A 17,170-nucleotide genomic window follows, 5' to 3' on the forward strand; every position below is an offset into this window, starting at 1 on the left:
TGTTAGACTCGCTCATCTATCATGATGCCTGCAAGCTCCATCATCTTAGCTACAAGATCCAATGTTTTTTCTGGAGGTACTTCACGGATTAGCTCGCCAGTTTCCTTGTTCATAACCTTGACCATCAGCTTGTGTGTCTTCTCATGAATACTAATATCAAGCATAGTTTCAGGCCCTTGCAGGGATTTAAAAGCCTTCTCAATTGTCCTGATCAGATGCTCTTCCCCCGCTGATACAGAGACCCCTTGCCGTTCCTTAGCAACAAGCTCTTTAGTATCTCGAATCTGAGTGGCTTCACTAGATAGTGTCTGCATAGTTGCTGCTTCAGGTTTAAAGGGCTCTCCCATCGGTATATTCGTAGACAAGGAAATTTGAACGTTCATAATCCGACCTCCAAAAATAACAATCTCAATGTTACTTATATCGGTTTTCTGAATAAAACTTTTAATGTACTAGAGGGGAAAATAGGAAATTTAATTGTAACTCCCCTTTTATCCTTTGTAGATTAGCCATATCCATCAACAAAAGCTCAACTCTAGCTCTAGTTTAGTTATTTCATCGTTCAATAATCTCTAATATCCAACGATCTTTCGGTAAAGCTTAGCTGCGCCGTATACATCAGATACACCAAATTCAGATGCATCTAAAGCAAGTCCCCCGCCATTCCCATATTGGGGCTTGAAAGGATACAATTCAGGATTATCATAACCTTGGAAGCGCTCATTCTCCACAAACTCTTTCTCAAACCAACTCAATATCTTGGTATCTCCATAGGATCGCAAACAATCGTATAACTCTGCCCTTTTAGCAATAAAATTTTCGCCAGAATATAGCTGCCGTGTACATGCCTTATAGAAGTTTTCACGGTTGACCTCAAATGAATCTCCAAAATATCGTTGTGCAACAGAAGCTACTGATACAACAGCAGATTCTTCAACCGCAAAATAAGGCGCATGGACAGAGTGATATTCCTGGTTTTGACTTTTAACTTTCTTGATTTCAAAAGCTGCATTATCCTCATTCTTGTTTTTTGACGAGTAAACTGAGTTACCGACACTAATACCAACACTTGACTCTGATGATCCCCCCACAGCCATAGGCATATTAATATGAATGTATTTTTTCTGCAGATGAGCGAATACAACCCCTGTATACACATCGGGTGCTGAACACGTAAACAGCCTGCCGGCTACTTTTTTAGCCTCTTCGGCCAATTCCCGCTTTATGATTGAATTGTAGTAGAACATCGGGAGCACACTATATCTAGCCTCAAAATTCAATACAGCGCTTAAATATGATTCATCATAATACGTGCATTTAATAGAGCCTTTTTGTGTTGGATAAGGAATAAATAATCCATTTCGGATTCGGGGAATATCTACCTTAGGCCAACCATAAGCCGCCAAGTCCCAACTTAATGAGAGTGGGTAGTTCAGTTCTTTTATGACCTCAGACAACGTTTCAAGCGCATGTAATAACAAACCGTCATCTGAACCTAATATTATCAAGTACTCTCCGCTGGCTTGTTCATACGCATATTCATAGTTTTCATTCATAGCATAGTTACCGGAAGTCCGGTAATATTTAATTTTCGGACTATTTAATTCATCCACTACCTGCCGGGTATCCTCTATTCCCGGGGAGCTGTTATCACTTACAATAATTTCATAGTTTTCGTAATTTTGCTCGATGCAGGTTTTCAAAGCGTATTTAACTACAGCGGCAGAGTTACGCGTCGGAACTATGAGGCTAATGAACGGATTGCGTTTAGTACTAGCTGGTTCATTCCCCTTATCATCAGCTGTTTTATTTTCCTGTTCCATAGCGTCTAAAGGGGAGGATAGATAGATTGCAGCTGGAGAGTTCCGGATATATTCTTCTGATAATTCCCCTAAATGATCACGGGCAGTACTAGATTCATCATGCAGATAGTAAATTATGGATTCCAACAAAATCCGATCCATATTATTCCTAATCTCACTCTTACAAATCAAGGCTTTCTTATATTGTTTCAAAACATATAACATAAGCACCTTTATAACAAGGGCGTTTCCTTTACTCTGTTTGCTCTGAATGATTCGTCTTTCTAACTCCAATCTTAAGAATTCATCGGAGAAGTCACGGGTCTTTAAAACTTCAACAAAATCTTCCTTAGCATCATTTATAAATAACGCATATAAATATACTCTTGTAATAAATTTGATTGGAGATTGCCGATAGGCCGTTTCTGCCCTGCTCAAAAATTCATTCTTATCTTCCCAAACGTATGTCATTGCCTGTACAATTTTCAAATTAGAATGTTCGTACTGTTTTACTCCATTTTCGATCAGCTCTTTAATCGCTTCATTTCTCGAAGATTGAGCTTCTCGTTGTTCACCGTAAAATGCTTGGCAAATCAATGATGCTCTTAAGTTCCAAGAATTATCAATTAAGAAGCTGCTTTTTTCTTCATTTTCAATTTGATGACTTAAAGCTTTTTCAAGCGACTTCTTAAAGTCTTCCTTGGTATTCGCAAGATATGAATTGTTTTTACCGATAATGGCTTCTGGAAGAAATGTACTGACAACAGGCAAACCGCAGGCCAGATACTCGTATTGCTTAATAGGATCACAGTTCATAATAATATCCAGATCATCTTTAAATGGGATAATTCCTACTTGCATATGCTTTAAATACCGTTTTAATTCCTTATGTTTTTTAGCACCAAGCAAAAATAAATTCTCACATTTATCTGTTAATAGATCCTCTTGACCGAAGCCAATGACCACGAATGATTTATCCGGATTGTCCTTTACCACTGAATAAAACAACTCAACATCAAACCACTTAAAGATTGCGCCTGTGTATACTATTCTAGGCTCGGGAATACCCGCAAGATCTTCAGGCAGTTCATCAGACTCACCCAAGAAAAAATCCGCTTCATTTACTGCATTCCTGGATAAGTATATATTTTCCCGGTTTTCCACAACAGTTCGCTGCAAAAACAAAGATGTAGCTGTTGTAGTAATTATATCTGCCCGATCCATTAATTCCTGTTCCCATGCCGCATCATTTTTATGTCCCCAAAATGCATATTCCAAATCATTATGATCGTCTACACATTCATAGAGCAGTTTATAATCTCCTACTAAACTCTTAACGGTTTCAATATGATGAGGCAAATAAGTAATAACTACGGGCTCCAAATTATTTTGATTAGAATTCAGCAATGACTGGACGAGAGATGTGTAATTGTTAAATAACCTTTTCTTATTATGATGCGCAATTAGCGGCTGGTAGACCTCGACTCCATCAATTATGCGTTTTTCACTATGCACGTACTGTACTGTCGAGTCCAAACTAATACTGCCATCACTGACATCTGCGGAAAGGGACGGGCATACATATTGGACATGATTTCCAAGTTTAACCAGAGATCTTGAAATATGATGCATTCGCTGGAGAATATCCCCCCAGCCACAAGATGAGAGAATGATATAAGTACGTTTTTTATTTGTAGCAGCAACTGATTTTATCAATTCAAATGCCTGATTACTGGAAGTAATCGCATTGATTTCTGCTTTTACATCTTCATTATCCGTATGTTTTAAAGTTTTCCCATACATTAATGCCGACTCGCTGTACATCTCTAAAAGCTCGCAAACATAGGCAATGTTATAATATATATCTGAATTATCAGGCTCAAGCTCTAACGCTTGTTCTAAACAATTATATGCTGTCTGGTATAAACCTGCCTTTACACATAAGGAAGCCTTTAAGGTCCAAAAGGTTGCATCATTTCGATAGAATTCTTCATGCTCAATTACAAGCTCATATGCTCGCTCAATATTATCGTTCGTAATAAACTCGTTAATTTGATCAAGGATGTTCACTTCCATCGCTCCGTCCATTATTAGTATTGAATCTTTTAGAGTAAACATTCCAATACAATGTTAAGTTCAATGGAATGTGAAATTCTCAATTTTAATTTTGTACATAATAGTATGATTATCGGCCGTTTTAAGAAATTTAATGATATTTAGACAAAATCACTCACAATAATGAATTAATGATTTAAACATACTGATAAATTTAAAGGTTACATAGTTCTTTCATTCCGCTGTTACCATCTGGAAAAGCATATTGGCAATCCTACGTTATATCTCCTCATTTCAGCAAGCGAGCCACAAACCCGCTTACTGACCTCAGGATATATCTCATTTTAATTTCCGACTCAGCTGAAACTTATACTCGCTTTGTTTTTATGTGCCCTTCCGTCCAAGTGATGTATTCCTCAACTCGGTTATCATCTATACCTTTTAGCTTTGCTTGATCAAAGGCTTGGAGTGCATGAGTATATAGGCCTTCATTGTAGTAACATATTCCCCTTTGAAACCATGCTTCTCCATCCAGCGGTTGTTGGACACTATTAAAATAATGCAAGGCAAGCTTGTATCTCCGACGCTGTACAAGAATAGCCGCCATCTGCTGTGACAAATCAACTTCTATCATCTGTTCAATCATAAACACTGCCTGTAATTGCTCGTCACTGCATACTCTGGCAATTTCGGAAAATATCGCAATTAAACTGTGAGTATCTTCAGTGAAGAGCTGCTTCGATACACCTGCATACACACCCAATATACGTTGAAATGAGGGGGCTACTCTTCTAAGTGCCATAGCAATAATGTCTTCACTAAGACTCAGCATAGCGTTAACTACCATATAAACTTGAACAACGTCATCAGGAGCCGTGTCCATCGTAGACTTATCTAACATATGATATGCTTCTTCATATTTCCCATTAAGATAAAGAATATAATAGGGAATCTGACCTTCACTCTTATGCCGCTGGATCCATTCACTCCTCTTGGCATAGTATAGAAGCAACTGACCTTCACGAAGCTCGCAAAATCTGTTAATCAGGAAAGTCAGGTCTTCATCAGCATGCCCATAAATGCTATTAAGGAGTGCAATTAGCTCTTCTCTTGGATAAGGTTTAGTTATTGTAAAAAGTCCATCGAATGCATTGACTTCATATTTTTTGATTTTTAGTGACTTCACATAGTATTCCAGTGCAGTAAGATGATCGTGCATTAAAACATAAATTGCAGCAATATTATTATAGATCTCAGCTAACGAAAAGGTTATTCTTACAGACTCAGAACCGTCGTAATTATCCTTCAACTGATCAGCTTCTAATAAATAGCCCAGAGCAGTACTATACCGCTGCTCTCTTAGAAATTGCAACCCTTTTAGCCACACGAAGTCTGGATGTCCAGGAAAACGTTCAATAGCCCTTTCAATCCAGTCTATAATTAGCTCATGCTTTTTCCCCAGGCTTATCAGACAACGGATTACATTAGAGTATGGCTTAGCATTAAACCCATAGACTACTCTCCCTTTATCTATATAACGGATTCCATAATCTAAGGCCTTCTCCAGTTGACCTAAACCCATGTAGCTGTCCGATAGATATAATTGGGTCAATTCATCACCGGTACCATCTTGCTCATCCTTAAGCAGTAACTCTAGGTTTCGCTGTGCCTTATGCTTCATCCATTCCAACGTATATCCTGTATGATAGACAACAGCCTTACTATCAGTTGCATCAAGCAAATGAATCTTCCCAGTCTTTTTAGTTAGTGATTCATGAATAGGCCGCTCATATTCCAGCGTCGACTTCCGAAACGCACGAACAAGCCTGTTCGTCTCAACAACGACACCTCCCCTACCTTCATCTATGCTAATATGCCGCATCATAATGGCATCTGTTAGGTTTCTCTGTGCCCTTAGCCTTCCGATCATTTCAGCAATCAGTTTGGCATGTTCCGGCAGAAAATACTCATCAGCATCCAGAAATATAATCCAGTCATTTTTGGCCTGCTTCAACGCGTAATTTCGAGCATTAGCAAAATTATTGTCCCACTCGTAATAGTAGACCTTAGCACCCAGCTCTCTTGCCATTGCGACTGTATTATCAGTAGAACCTGTATCAACAACAATCATTTCATCAACGGCTTCTCTTACACCTTCAAGGCATCTGGTAATATTATGCTCCTCATTTTTACAAATTACACATAAAGATATAGTCATGGAGGCCCCCAATTCCGAAAAAAAAGACCAGAGGGTTCATCCTCTGGCCCTTCTTCCATCCTGATATTATCTCAGCAGTTGAAGTACGCCCTGCGGCTGCTGGTTAGCCTGAGCCAACATTGCTTGAGCAGCTTGTGCAAGAATATTGTTCTTCGTTTGTTCCATCATTTCCTTAGCCATGTCTACGTCACGAATACGGGATTCGGCCGCAGTCAGGTTCTCGGAAGTAGTACCCAAGTTGTTGATGGTGTGTTCCAGACGGTTTTGAACAGCACCTAGCTTAGCACGTTCGCTGGAAACCTTGCTTGTAGCTTCATCCAGAACTTTAATAGCATTAGCTGCACCTGTAGTGGTCGTAATGTCCAGTGCATTTTCGCTGGCAGTGTTGTTAGTGCCATTTGTTACGTTGGCTGTAGCGGAGAAGCCGTCTCCGCTACCGACGATACCCAAAGCAGAAGCTCTCATGTCACTCACAGCAAGGGACAAGGTCTGGGACTGGTTGGCACCGATTTGGAAGGATGCCGATTGATCCTTAACTACTCTTCCTTCAGTTACTGTTTTTGATTCTGATTTCACTTCTAACTTGAAATTCCCTGTAGTAAGGGCTGTAGCATCGGCTCCGATATCCAATGTGAATTTAATACCGTTGGCATCATAGTTAAGCTCTGATCCTGCAGTTGCGGAGAATGTAGAAGTGGAAATAGCTGTTCCATCCTTATCCAGCAAGGATACTGTTGCCACATTCGAATCCCAAGAAACACTTACATTAGTCACACCTTCTAACAGCTTACTACTTGTTCCATCAACAACGATATCCCCTGAGATTGAAACGGAAGTAGCTGTAGTGGACAGATCCTGAGTTGTAGACTTTGTCTGAATAGTCTTTCCTGCCAGATCTCCGTTAGCAGAAGTGGCTGTACCATCGATACCCGAAGCAACATCAAGATCAATCGTTACAGAAGCACTTGCAGTCCAGCTAGCAGCCTGTTCAGATGTGATAGTAAATTGGATACCATGGTTATCGTATGTGTAACTGCCATCTGTACCTTTAACAAGTTTATCTGCATCAACTGCCAGAGTATTCGTTGCGCCTGATGTTGCATTTGTCAGATCGACTTCGAAGCCAGTAGCTGTCTTAGTGATCTTCAACTCTTGGTTTGTAGTACTTGAAGCAAGAGTTGACCAGTCAAATCCGTTACCTACCGCAGCTGTGCCACCTGTGAATTTAATACCGATATCCACTACGTTGGCGCTAGCACTCCAGCTGATTGGGTTGGTACCTACAGATATTGTTTGGCTGGTAGCCTTAGTAATAGTAGTTGTGGTAGGAGTTCCTGCGTTAGTAACCTTGTTCTCAGACAGGTCACCGTTCAGCAGCTTCTTAGTATTGAATTCAGTAGCATTACCGATACGGTTGATTTCGTTAGTGAGCTGGTTAAGCTCTTTTTGCAGCTCTTCACGGTCTGTAAGAGTGTTAGTATCATTTGCGGATTGAACGGACAGTTCACGCATACGTTGCAGGATACTGTGAGTTTCGCTCAAAGCACCTTCAGCGGTTTGAATCAAGGAGATGCCATCCTGAGCATTGCGGGTTGCCTGATCCAAACCGCGGATCTGACCGCGCATTTTTTCGGAGATTGCCAGACCGGCAGCATCGTCACCTGCACGGTTGATGCGAAGACCGGAAGACAGCTTCTCAATATTTTTGTTAGTGTTAGTAGTGTTGGTAGCCAGTTGACGGTGAGTGTTCAATGCCGCCACGTTGTGATTAATAATCATTGGGTATTTCCTCCCTGAAATTAAGTTAGTTCCACATCCATGTGGTAAACGCCAAACCGTTAAGGTCGGCCGCCCTGCCGGATCAGCGTCTAAATAATATATCGACTGCTGGTCTCCAACTGTTTAGAGTATTTTTATATTTTTTCAAAATTACTTTTTCAAAAACATTAAAATCAACACTGTAGCTTGTCTTAAAAGCATTCCTGCTTAAATCTATAAAAAGTAAAAACCCAAGACTATACACAGCCCCGGGTTCGGTATCTCTTACACATATTCGGTTATTCATGACTCCCCGTTCCGCGCATCCGATGTAGTAGAGCATTCAAATCAGATTGCTGTGGAGCAGCTGACTCTCTGTTGGCTTCTTGAATTGAGAGGTATACCTCTTTACGAAAGATATCAACATGTTTAGGGGCAGAGATGCCTACTTTTACCGTATCCCCGTCCACACTAAGGATTGTAATTTCAATGTGGTCCTGAATGACAATAGTCTCACCTTTTTTACGGGAGAGTACGAGCACATCAACCACCGTCCTTTCCATCTATTTCAGGCTGTTCCTGAAGCAGAATATGTTTGGTATGATAAGGTCCGCTATGGATTACAATCTGCTTACCTGTTCGCTCATTGGGATTAAATACAAGAGGTGCTAACAAATTAATAGTAGATTGCTCAATTTCTCCCTTTAGCGTAATCATGCTGCGAATAATCACTTCTGATTGAATCTGGAGTTCTTCCGCCTCTTCATCCGGTAGTTCGAACTCATAGCCCGGATAGAAATTAAAAGGATCCGCCAACAGAAATGAAAGCTCCTGCTCCTTTAACGACTGCAGAACCCAAAAAGGAGTTTCCTCTAAGCCGATCAATGCAAAATCTGTTTCTTCTTCAAAGCCGGGAATCCCTTTGGGGAAATGATAAAGCTGTTCCTCATTCACTTCAAGTCTTCCCATAGACAATGTCTCTATAATCAAATTACTCAACTCCTACACATTTTATGAAAATTGAGCCGTATAGAAAAATGGCTATAGAGGCGCAATTGTGCACTTCTATAGCTCAAAATCCTATATTTGCATATTTATTTCTGGTGGAGTGAACTCCACAGAGGCATATTGTTGCATATAAATATCCAGCTTACCCCGGGTGTATTCGATCTCTGGCTCGTGTCTGTCAACCTGAATATTCACTTCAGCAGGCCGATAATTCAGCTGTGGTGCGCTTGTGTCAAAACGGATGTCCACATTATCATAGGATGCTGGCCCGCACGGGTTCGGAAATGAATTGGGTTCAGTGTCCGTACCATAGATTTCTGCAATCGTATTCCCTGGCTTAAAAAATTCGGCCATTCGTGTGCCTTGCTCCATTCTTCTCGCAATCCCCTGTAAATATAATTGCTGAATTCCCGAGTAAATGCGCTCATTCATTTCAAGCACAGTTCCTCCATTATAAGCTGCTCGTGCCTGTGATTGATCTATTGTGAGCTTCGGACGTGAAGATTCCACGTCTAATCTCCCTGGAGTAGTTGATATATTTACTTCGGCCTTAGGCTGGGATATTGAATATGTGCCGGGATCAGCATCAATATTAATAACTGCTGGTGTCTGTCGAATTTGCAGAATACCCTGCATCAACGAATATCACCTCCGTTATCTAATAAAGTCTACGAGTGTACTTGAGATGATCTTCGCTCCTACAGACAGCGAAGCATTATAAATATTCTCCTGAATCTTGGAATTCATAATCAACTCTTCATAATTCGCATCCTCAGTCTTTGCCTGCAGTTCTGTCAGGTTAAGATTAAGGTCACTCAGCCGGTCCTGCATCAGCTCAACACGATTTGTTTTGGCGCCGATCTCTGAGCGGGCTGTTAGCATTTTTTCTACACGGGCATCAATATTATCCAATTGATTTGATATTTTACTGACATCCCCTGCTGTCAATGCTGCCGAGATATTATTAATAATTGTGAAAATATTATCAGAATCCTGAAGATTATCCGGGTCAGGCGGATAGCCAAACACCTCATTACCGTTCTGATTAATGGTCATCTGTACACCTTCACCTACAGCATACTTAATCTGTCCATTGTCAGCAGGATCTGGATATATATCTGTGTTATAAGTACCATCAGGATTCTTAGGAAAATCAAACGGTGCCATATCATACTGCTCACCGTTAAAAATATATTTATCGTTAAGCTTACTATTAGAAATATCTATCAGCTGTTCTTTAAGCTGCTGTACTTCCTCATTAATGCTATCCAATGCAGACTGCGGATTACTGCCAGTAGAAGCTTGTACTGTAAGCTCACGCAACCGCTGAACAACATCTCCTGCTTGTCCAAGAATCGTATCATTGAAGTCCAGCCAGGACAATGCACTATCCACATTCTTCGTATACTGCTCATTAGAAGACAGTTCGGCACGATAACGCATGGAGTAAGTAATACCGACCGGATCATCAGAAGGCTTATTAATCTTGCGGCCGCTCGACAGCTGAAGCTGTGTCTCGTTCATAGTGCGCGCATTGCGGTTCAGGTTAAGCAACAGCTGTGAGTTCATCATATTGGAGGTTACCCTCAACATTGGCTATTCCTCCTTATCTGCCGACTGTGCCGGTAGAATTAATCAATTTATCAAGCATTTCGTCGTATGTTGTCATAAAACGCGCTGCTGCACTATACGCATGCTGGAATACCAGCATATTAGACATCTCCTCATCCAGTGAAACTCCACTGACGGATTGGCGTCTTGAATTAACTTGCTCTACCAGATAATCTGAATTGTCTGCTTGACGGGCGGCTTCCTGTGACTGAATCCCCAGTTGTCCAACCATGGAGCTTAAGTAAGAGCCGACTGTACCAGTCTTAGTTCCATCAGGTGAAGTAAAGGTGTTATTGTCCTTCATATTGCTGAACAGGAGAGCCATTGCATTGTTTCCTTTAATGGTTGTTACCTTGCCGTCACTATCTGTAGTAGCACGAAGAGAGGTTGCAAACAAAGTCGGGTCAGCAGCAATTTGAGGATTAAGCCGGAGATTAGCCGCCGTAATGGTCTCCCCCGCTATCGCAGGTGTAAAGAACGCACGGCCTGTGCTGCCATCCATTGCATAGCCAAGCTGGTGAAGTCCATTGAGACCTTGTACAGTAGTTTTTAGGTCACCTACCAGGGGAACCGGCACCTCAGAGCCTGCAAGCAGAGTAGTCGTACTTCCGTCAGAATTAATGATTGTCGAGTCTTTAAGGACCTTTGTTCCTGCAGGAAGAGTGGACCCTGAAGGAATCGTAACCTGAACCTCACCGTTAGCAATCGTATTTGCCATATCGTCAAGCTGCTTCTGATAATCTGTAACATACGTTTTACTGGAAAAAATCATACCGTAGGCTTCGCCTGCTTTGAGATCTCCGGAAGCATATGCATTATTTAAAAATGCACTATCTACTGTCGCAGCCACTGCTGCTCCCTGGACAAGCGGCTGTCCGCCAAGTGAGATCGTGTATCCTGCATCTGTATCCAACACTGTTACATTCATCAACTTAGAAAGCTTGTCCGTCAATAGGTCACGTTGATCACGCAGGTCATTAGCCTGATCACCCATACCTTCGATTTTATAGATGGATTGATTCAGATTAGCAATAGAGCTCAAATAGCTTTGGATCTCTTTCCCTTTAACATCAATATTGCTGTTAAGATCTCTGTCGAGATTGCTAAGTTGGGTACTCATGTAATTGATTGCATCTGTAAGTGACTGAGCAGTCTGCACTACAATCTTACGGGCTGTCGGATCTTCCGGATTCTTGCTCAGGTCAGACCAGGATTTCCAGAAGTTATCGAGTACTGTGCGGATACCTGTGTCTGAAGGCTCGTTTACAATCGCCTCCAGCTTATCCAAAGTATCAGATTGAATAGCCCAGTTGCCGCTTGCAGCATTCTCGCCGCGATACTGGTCATCCAGGAACATCTCCCGGATCCGGTCGATAGAACCAAACTCTACACCGGTTCCCATTTGACCAGGGAGTGTTGAATTATTAAGGCCGAAAGCCTCAATCGGAGTAGAAGCCCTCATATTCACACGCTGGCGCGTGTAGCCTTCTGTATTCGCATTTGCGATATTATGTCCGGTAGTACTGAGTGCAGCCGTCTGGGTGAACAGGCTCCGTCTTGCCGTCTCGATTGAATGAAATGTGGATGTCACTGCTTATTCCTCCCTATGATTGCTCCGGCACAACGGACTGCAGACTTGCTGCACCTATCCGCGTGCGTCAAAAAGACCTGGCCGATTGCTGCTGTATCCTTTATCGGCTGGATGATGATACGTAAAATCCTGGTTCGGTCTTCCGACAAGCAAATCCAGGGAATAGTCTATAAATGTAAGCGACTGCTCGATCAGCTTCTGATTCAATTCATTGGCTTTCTTTAAGCGGTGAAGTGTGTCAGAAAGCTTATGCTGGATCTGCTGCAGACGCGATTTGTCTTCGGGATCAAATACAAGCCGGGACAGCTCAGTCAGATTCAGGTTTAGGTTGGAGCGTATGCCCACCCCCTGCAAAAAAGCAAATGCTGCCTCTCCGCGCTGCTCTTCGAGCTGTCCTATCAGCTTCATCAGCTTGGACTCTCGGTTCATAATATCGATCAGACCTTCAACCTTGTTGTCCATAATCGTCTGTTTCTTGACAGCGGCCAGATCGAGCATCTGCAGATGCGTGTCGTCCAGCCGCTCAAGGAGTTCAAGTAAGTGTGTTAATGCCATGGATGGGTTCACCTAATTCCCGGAGGTTTGCTTGAAATAGGGGGCGAGTGTGTCTGCGAGTTTGGCTGCGTCAACCTGGTAGGTACCTGCGGATACTTGCTGTTTCAGGCTCTCAATCTTGCTGGCACGGTCAGTGTCAACTTTACCGCTGTTCTGTGCCTGCAAAAGCTTAATTGCTTCATCAGAAATGGAAACCTCATCCTTACGTGTGCCCTTCTTGACCTGTTCCTGGCGCTGTGCTTCGGCAGTACGCTGATATGGGTTAATGGGGTTGATTCGTCCGGTCTCGTTAATTTTCATAACTTCCACCTTCCTTTTAAAATAAAAAAGCCGATAATCTTTACTAAGTTTATCGGCCTTTATTGAATCAATCTTTATAGCTGAAAACGTTTTTTCCAAGTTTTTATTAATTCCGGAACTTATCGACGGCCCGGTAAGCGGATTTATTTCCACTTTTAGGCGTTTCATTAGCAGCAGCAGTTTCGGCTGCCGCCCTATTCAGGTCCTTGCTTAAACGGGACCGGCAGCTGTCACACATATGTCCTTCGCGGATCAGGGTTCCGCACACTTCACAAGGCAGCATCATATTAGGTGCATTCGCTATAGAGATCCGGCCTTCACGGATAAACCGGGTGATCTCTTTGATAGAAATTTCAGTAGCATCGGACAGCTCCTGAATATTGGTCCCCCGATTCTTGCGCAGATATTCTACACAGATCTCATACTGGTGCTCAAGCTCTTTAATACAGGGCTGGCAAAGCTCCATAAGATTTTTGACATATAAACGGCCGCATCTCGGACAATTGTCTACATTCATTTCACCCGCGGCTCCTTCCCTTACATTTTGTGCATTGCTTAATCAACTTATGCTAAGATTACATGATTGCAAACGCTTAGTCTATGATTAGTATCGGCGGGAGAAGTAATTTGATTATATTGTAAGATCAAAAAAGTGAAATCACTCTTAAGTGTTATACTATTTATCACATTATCGGATAAACAGAGCTTAAGAAGATTGATTATCATGAACGCGCCCAGGTCAGGCTGTATATATCAGCCTCTATTCCATAACCTGCACACAGAAGCCGCACCGCTCCGGCGCAGGCACGGATGGTACTGCCGGTAGTGTAAATATCATCGATAATGATAATCTGCAGAGGCCGGCCGGAAGCTTTTACTGTAGTCAACCGGCTGCTGAATTGTATGTTAACCTGCTCATCCGGGCTTACGGCAAAAGCATCCTTCATATCCGTAATACGCTCGGCCCTGCTTTTGAAGCTCTGTTTCGCAGTATGCTGGGTACGGATGAGCAGCGGAAGCTGCGGAATCCCTCTTAGCCTGCTCAATATATCTGCCAGACGCTCGGCCTGATTAAACCCCCGCTCTGTAAGACGCGAATCTGAGACAGGTACAGGGACCAGCAGATCAGCCTGCCACTGAATGATTGGATTGGCTGCCTTTCGCCGGAGAAAATGATATTTATTCAGCTTTTCCATTTGCACCTGCGGAGGGTACTGAAGATGTTCTATGTAAGCTTTCAGCTGCAGGTATGCGCTATCCAGCATCAGCCCCAGCAGGGGCGCAAGCCGTTCGTGGCCCCTATACTTATAACGGCCAAGCAATTCCCGCATAACCGGCGTATAGGCGACGGCGCTCCGGTTACAGACAATCGGGGTGGATTGTCCGCTCCGGCTGCAGTCTGGGCAGCCGACGTGCCGGCCGCATTTGTGGCAGCGGAGACGGCTGATCCACGGAATACCGGCTTCACAACCGGTGCAAATACCGGGCAGTCTGGCTGAAGGCCGGCTGTTTTTGCCGCAGATTAAACAATGGATGCCGGCCGGGGCTAACAAAGAGCGGATACCTGCTAACCAGCTGCTTAACGGAGTCACTGATGTCCTGCCCCCTTCAAATAGCCCTGTCTGCGGGCAATGGTATTCATTGTACGAATCTGGGCAATCGCTTTGCGCTGGGAGCGGGTCCATTGCGGGGACAGGAACATCACTGTACCCGCAGGATCCTCCTTGGAGCGGCCTGCACGGCCGGCCATTTGCACGAGTGAAGCCTCATCGAACAGACCGCTGTCGGCATCGAGAATATAAACATCGCTGCGCGGAACCGTCACTCCCCGTTCAAGAATGGTTGTCGTAACCAGTATTCTGATCTCCCGCTCACGGAAGGCTGCTACTTTGGCAGACCGGAACGGATCTTGAGAAGAGGTGCCTTCAATGCAGACTTCAGGAAAAACCTGGCGAAGCAGCACGAGCACCGGCTCAATGTGAGCAATACGCGCCGCAAACAGAAATATCTGCGCGCCCCGTGCCAGTGATCTGTGCAGCGCCTGCAGCAATGCTCCCGGCAGGCTTCCGCGTCTAATACATAAATGTACCGGATTCATAGCCAGGTGCTGCGGCACAGGCAGCGGATGTCCGTGAAAGCGCACCGGCACTCTGGCATGAGGCAGCCTGCCGAAGCTGGCCTGCCGCTGCAGCTTGCGCGGCGGCGTTGCTGACAGAAGGATAAACACTCCGTCCCGCTTGCAGACTTGTCCGGCCGCAAAAGCCAGCATTGGATCGTTGTGATACGGGAACGCATCAAGCTCATCGATAATAACCAGATCAAAGGCCTGGTAGAAGCGCAGCAGCTGGTGTGTTGTTGCAATGGTCAGCTGTCCCGGTATCCACCGGCCGGGACTGCCGCCGTAGAGCACGGCCTGGGCTGCTGCAGGGAAGGCCCGCGCCAGCCGCGGGGCCAGCTCCAGCACGACGTCGCGCCGCGGCGTCGCCACCAGTGCCCGCCCTCCGGCGGATAGCACTGCATCCAGGAGCGGGAAGGTGATCTCCGTCTTCCCCGCTCCCGTCACCGCCCAGAGCAGGAACCGCTCTGGGCCCCGCCCGGCTGCGCGCTTCGCCCGCGCAGCCAGAAATCCCAGCGCAGCCCCGGCGGCCCCCGCCTGGGCCGCACTTAGCCCCCACCGGCGTGCCGCTACGGTGGGGCTGGTCCCGGCCGCTGCGGCACGCACGGCCGGAGAAGCCGCGCTGCGGATCAGCAGCGCGCAAGCCCGGCTGCGCCCGAGTGCGAGGCAGGCCTCGCAATAGGCGCAGCAGGCAAGGCCGCACGCAGCGCAGGGCGTGCGGCCCGTGGGGGCGCTGCCGCAGCGCAGGCAGCGCATATCTGCGCGGCGGCGTGCAGCGCCGCGCCGGAGCAGCTGCGGCAGGCGAAGCGCTGCACGCACCACGCCCAAGCGGGCGCCCGCCCAGCCCTCAGTCCGGCTGCCTAAGCCGGATGCTAATGCCGCCTCAAGCATAAGCCTCCCCTGCAGATAGGCAAGCTGGGCAGCAGCCATCCATTGTTGCACTGTATCTGCCGCCTGTTCTTCCAACAGCGCTTCTACCTCATTCTGCAGGAGTGAACGGCCGGACAACATGGATACCAGAAGATCCGCTGCCCTGCTGAGATTTTCCATGTATACCGGGGTTCCGGCGTTTTCCCCGGTTAAATGCGTCCTCCCAGCCCTCCTTTCGCCGTCCTGCAGATCAGCAAATCCAGGCAGCTCGGCCACCTCCTTAAACCAATCCTCTATCAGCATACCTCCGGCGATCTCCTCTTCCCGCAGCTCCGGGTTAAGTACAGCCTTCATACAAGCATGCCAGCTTCTGGCTGTCCACTTCTCCATAGCAGAGTGACTTTCAACGTGCTCCCGCAGCTTTACAGCCCAGCCAAGCGGCAAAGATTCAGAGAGCATTACCATCCTTTCCGCCGGCATATGAGTCCGCCCGCCCTGAAAGCCTCCGCTCCACCATAAGCGGTCAACTTCCGGACACAGCGATAGGCACAGCTTCCAGCGGCCTCCTGCTTTTACTGTATAGACACCGACCCTCATGATAACGGCCCCTCTTCCCTTTAAATATAACAACACAAAAAAACACACTCCCCCATTGCCGGAGAGTGTGCTTCACCCGTTGCTTGCGTATTCAGTTAATATTCGTCTCGCGTTGATTGTGATCCCCCGCTTCCCTGTATCCGCAAATCGATAACAGTCTGCTGCTGAGGATCAGGACTATCCTGAAAATGATACAGCTGCAGCAGCGGCATGAATTCAATGACAGAGCCGCTCTGGGCTAGTCTGGCAGCTACAGCCACAGTGCCGTCCTGGGATTCATCATCCATCAGAGTCACCTTATACGTTCTGCCGGCCCAGAAAGCCTGCCAGGCAAGCATCCGGACATAACCTTCAATTACCGCCTCATGATTACGGGTAATGAGAATATAATGAAGCCGCTTGCTGAACCGTCCGGCAGGCCGTGTAAGCTCCCGGCGGTGCAGAATGTGAACGAGCGCTGCTGCCGATGCATACACAGCCGCAATCCATATTAACTGGGCTACCATGGAGATGCACCTCCTCTTATACCGACACTATATGCCGGCGCTGCGAGGTCGGTGAATGCCCAAGGCCTGCGGCCTGTAAAGCCCATTAATACTGTGATATCTGATAACAGGGTAGGGTCAGACAGCCTATGTCCGGGTAAATATATAAATCAGCGTTTTGCAAAATTCGAATATAACTGTACT

At 45.3% G+C, this 17,170-nt stretch carries 16 protein-coding genes; 1 reads left to right on the top strand and 15 read right to left on the bottom strand.

Going from position 1 to position 17,170, the window contains the following annotated elements:
- Positions 1 to 2: 2 nt before the first annotated feature.
- From R70331_RS28080 to R70331_RS30790, 13 genes are all read right to left on the bottom strand, one after another.
- Entirely contained in the window at positions 3 to 383 is a 381-nt protein-coding gene (locus R70331_RS28080; protein ID WP_042181259.1) for a flagellar protein FlaG, read from the bottom strand.
- Positions 384 to 572: 189 nt separating this feature from the next.
- Entirely contained in the window at positions 573 to 3,872 is a 3,300-nt protein-coding gene (locus R70331_RS28085; protein WP_197071374.1) for a glycosyltransferase, read from the bottom strand.
- Positions 3,873 to 4,224: 352 nt separating this feature from the next.
- Positions 4,225 to 6,075, bottom strand: coding sequence for a glycosyltransferase (locus R70331_RS28090; protein WP_042181263.1), 1,851 nt, complete (start codon positions 6,073 to 6,075; stop codon positions 4,225 to 4,227).
- A 66-nt stretch (positions 6,076 to 6,141) separates the two neighbouring features.
- On the bottom strand, positions 6,142 to 7,854 hold the full coding sequence (locus tag R70331_RS28095; protein ID WP_042181265.1) for a flagellin N-terminal helical domain-containing protein: 1,713 nt from the start codon (positions 7,852 to 7,854) through the stop codon (positions 6,142 to 6,144).
- A 278-nt stretch (positions 7,855 to 8,132) separates the two neighbouring features.
- The gene (gene csrA / locus R70331_RS28100; protein ID WP_042183372.1) at positions 8,133 to 8,375 is read right to left on the bottom strand and encodes a carbon storage regulator CsrA; all 243 of its coding nucleotides are present in this window, start codon (positions 8,373 to 8,375) and stop codon (positions 8,133 to 8,135) included.
- A 1-nt stretch (position 8,376) separates the two neighbouring features.
- Positions 8,377 to 8,823: a flagellar assembly protein FliW gene (gene fliW, locus R70331_RS28105; protein WP_042181266.1), complete on the bottom strand. Its 447-nt coding sequence runs from the start codon at positions 8,821 to 8,823 to the stop codon at positions 8,377 to 8,379.
- A 90-nt stretch (positions 8,824 to 8,913) separates the two neighbouring features.
- Positions 8,914 to 9,477 carry a DUF6470 family protein gene (locus R70331_RS28110; protein WP_042181268.1) on the bottom strand — a complete coding sequence of 188 codons (564 nt, stop codon included), beginning with the start codon at positions 9,475 to 9,477 and terminating at the stop codon, positions 8,914 to 8,916.
- An 18-nt stretch (positions 9,478 to 9,495) separates the two neighbouring features.
- Positions 9,496 to 10,434: a flagellar hook-associated protein FlgL gene (flgL, locus tag R70331_RS28115; protein WP_042181270.1), complete on the bottom strand. Its 939-nt coding sequence runs from the start codon at positions 10,432 to 10,434 to the stop codon at positions 9,496 to 9,498.
- 13 nt (positions 10,435 to 10,447) lie between these two features.
- Positions 10,448 to 12,043 (bottom strand): flagellar hook-associated protein FlgK, encoded by a 1,596-nt coding sequence (gene flgK / locus R70331_RS28120; protein ID WP_042181272.1) that lies wholly within the window; start codon positions 12,041 to 12,043, stop codon positions 10,448 to 10,450.
- Positions 12,044 to 12,097: 54 nt separating this feature from the next.
- Positions 12,098 to 12,598, bottom strand: coding sequence for a flagellar protein FlgN (locus tag R70331_RS28125; RefSeq protein ID WP_042181274.1), 501 nt, complete (start codon positions 12,596 to 12,598; stop codon positions 12,098 to 12,100).
- Between the two features lie 12 nt (positions 12,599 to 12,610).
- Positions 12,611 to 12,898 (bottom strand): flagellar biosynthesis anti-sigma factor FlgM, encoded by a 288-nt coding sequence (gene flgM, locus R70331_RS28130; protein ID WP_042181276.1) that lies wholly within the window; start codon positions 12,896 to 12,898, stop codon positions 12,611 to 12,613.
- Between the two features lie 106 nt (positions 12,899 to 13,004).
- On the bottom strand, positions 13,005 to 13,415 hold the full coding sequence (locus R70331_RS28135) for a TIGR03826 family flagellar region protein (RefSeq protein WP_042181277.1): 411 nt from the start codon (positions 13,413 to 13,415) through the stop codon (positions 13,005 to 13,007).
- A 205-nt stretch (positions 13,416 to 13,620) separates the two neighbouring features.
- Positions 13,621 to 14,094, bottom strand: a complete 474-nt coding sequence (locus tag R70331_RS30790) for a ComF family protein (protein WP_052419246.1) — start codon at positions 14,092 to 14,094, stop codon at positions 13,621 to 13,623.
- Between the two features lie 24 nt (positions 14,095 to 14,118).
- Between R70331_RS30790 and R70331_RS30795 the strand changes: the two genes are divergently transcribed.
- Entirely contained in the window at positions 14,119 to 14,397 is a 279-nt protein-coding gene (locus R70331_RS30795; RefSeq protein ID WP_052419247.1) for a hypothetical protein, read from the top strand.
- Positions 14,398 to 14,486: 89 nt separating this feature from the next.
- Here R70331_RS30795 and R70331_RS28145 read toward each other — a convergent pair whose 3' ends face one another.
- A complete protein-coding gene (locus R70331_RS28145; protein WP_042181279.1) occupies positions 14,487 to 16,481 on the bottom strand; it encodes a helicase-related protein in 1,995 nt (664 codons plus the stop codon).
- A gap of 95 nt (positions 16,482 to 16,576) precedes the next feature.
- Entirely contained in the window at positions 16,577 to 16,987 is a 411-nt protein-coding gene (locus tag R70331_RS28150) for a glycosyltransferase family 2 protein (protein WP_052419248.1), read from the bottom strand.
- Positions 16,988 to 17,170: the final 183 nt, after the last annotated feature.

The sequence above is a fragment of the Paenibacillus sp. FSL R7-0331 genome, from assembly GCF_000758645.1.
GTDB lineage: Bacteria > Bacillota > Bacilli > Paenibacillales > Paenibacillaceae > Paenibacillus_AQ > Paenibacillus_AQ camerounensis.

Excerpts from the sequence above, each read along its gene's own strand:
- R70331_RS28080 (WP_042181259.1), bottom strand. The coding sequence starts at position 383 with ATGAACGTTCAAATTTCCTTGTCTACGAATATACCGATGGGAGAGCCC.
- flgM (WP_042181276.1), bottom strand. The coding sequence starts at position 12,898 with ATGAAAATTAACGAGACCGGACGAATCAACCCCATTAACCCATATCAG.
- R70331_RS28150 (WP_052419248.1), bottom strand. The coding sequence starts at position 16,987 with ATGGTAGCCCAGTTAATATGGATTGCGGCTGTGTATGCATCGGCAGCA.
- R70331_RS28125 (WP_042181274.1), bottom strand. The coding sequence starts at position 12,598 with ATGGCATTAACACACTTACTTGAACTCCTTGAGCGGCTGGACGACACG.
- R70331_RS30795 (WP_052419247.1), top strand. The coding sequence starts at position 14,119 with ATGTTCTATGTAAGCTTTCAGCTGCAGGTATGCGCTATCCAGCATCAG.
- flgL (WP_042181270.1), bottom strand. The coding sequence starts at position 10,434 with ATGTTGAGGGTAACCTCCAATATGATGAACTCACAGCTGTTGCTTAAC.
- R70331_RS30790 (WP_052419246.1), bottom strand. The coding sequence starts at position 14,094 with ATGGAAAAGCTGAATAAATATCATTTTCTCCGGCGAAAGGCAGCCAAT.
- R70331_RS28095 (WP_042181265.1), bottom strand. The coding sequence starts at position 7,854 with ATGATTATTAATCACAACGTGGCGGCATTGAACACTCACCGTCAACTG.
- R70331_RS28110 (WP_042181268.1), bottom strand. The coding sequence starts at position 9,477 with ATGCAGGGTATTCTGCAAATTCGACAGACACCAGCAGTTATTAATATT.
- R70331_RS28145 (WP_042181279.1), bottom strand. The coding sequence starts at position 16,481 with ATGAGGGTCGGTGTCTATACAGTAAAAGCAGGAGGCCGCTGGAAGCTG.
- R70331_RS28135 (WP_042181277.1), bottom strand. The coding sequence starts at position 13,415 with ATGAATGTAGACAATTGTCCGAGATGCGGCCGTTTATATGTCAAAAAT.
- R70331_RS28090 (WP_042181263.1), bottom strand. The coding sequence starts at position 6,075 with ATGACTATATCTTTATGTGTAATTTGTAAAAATGAGGAGCATAATATT.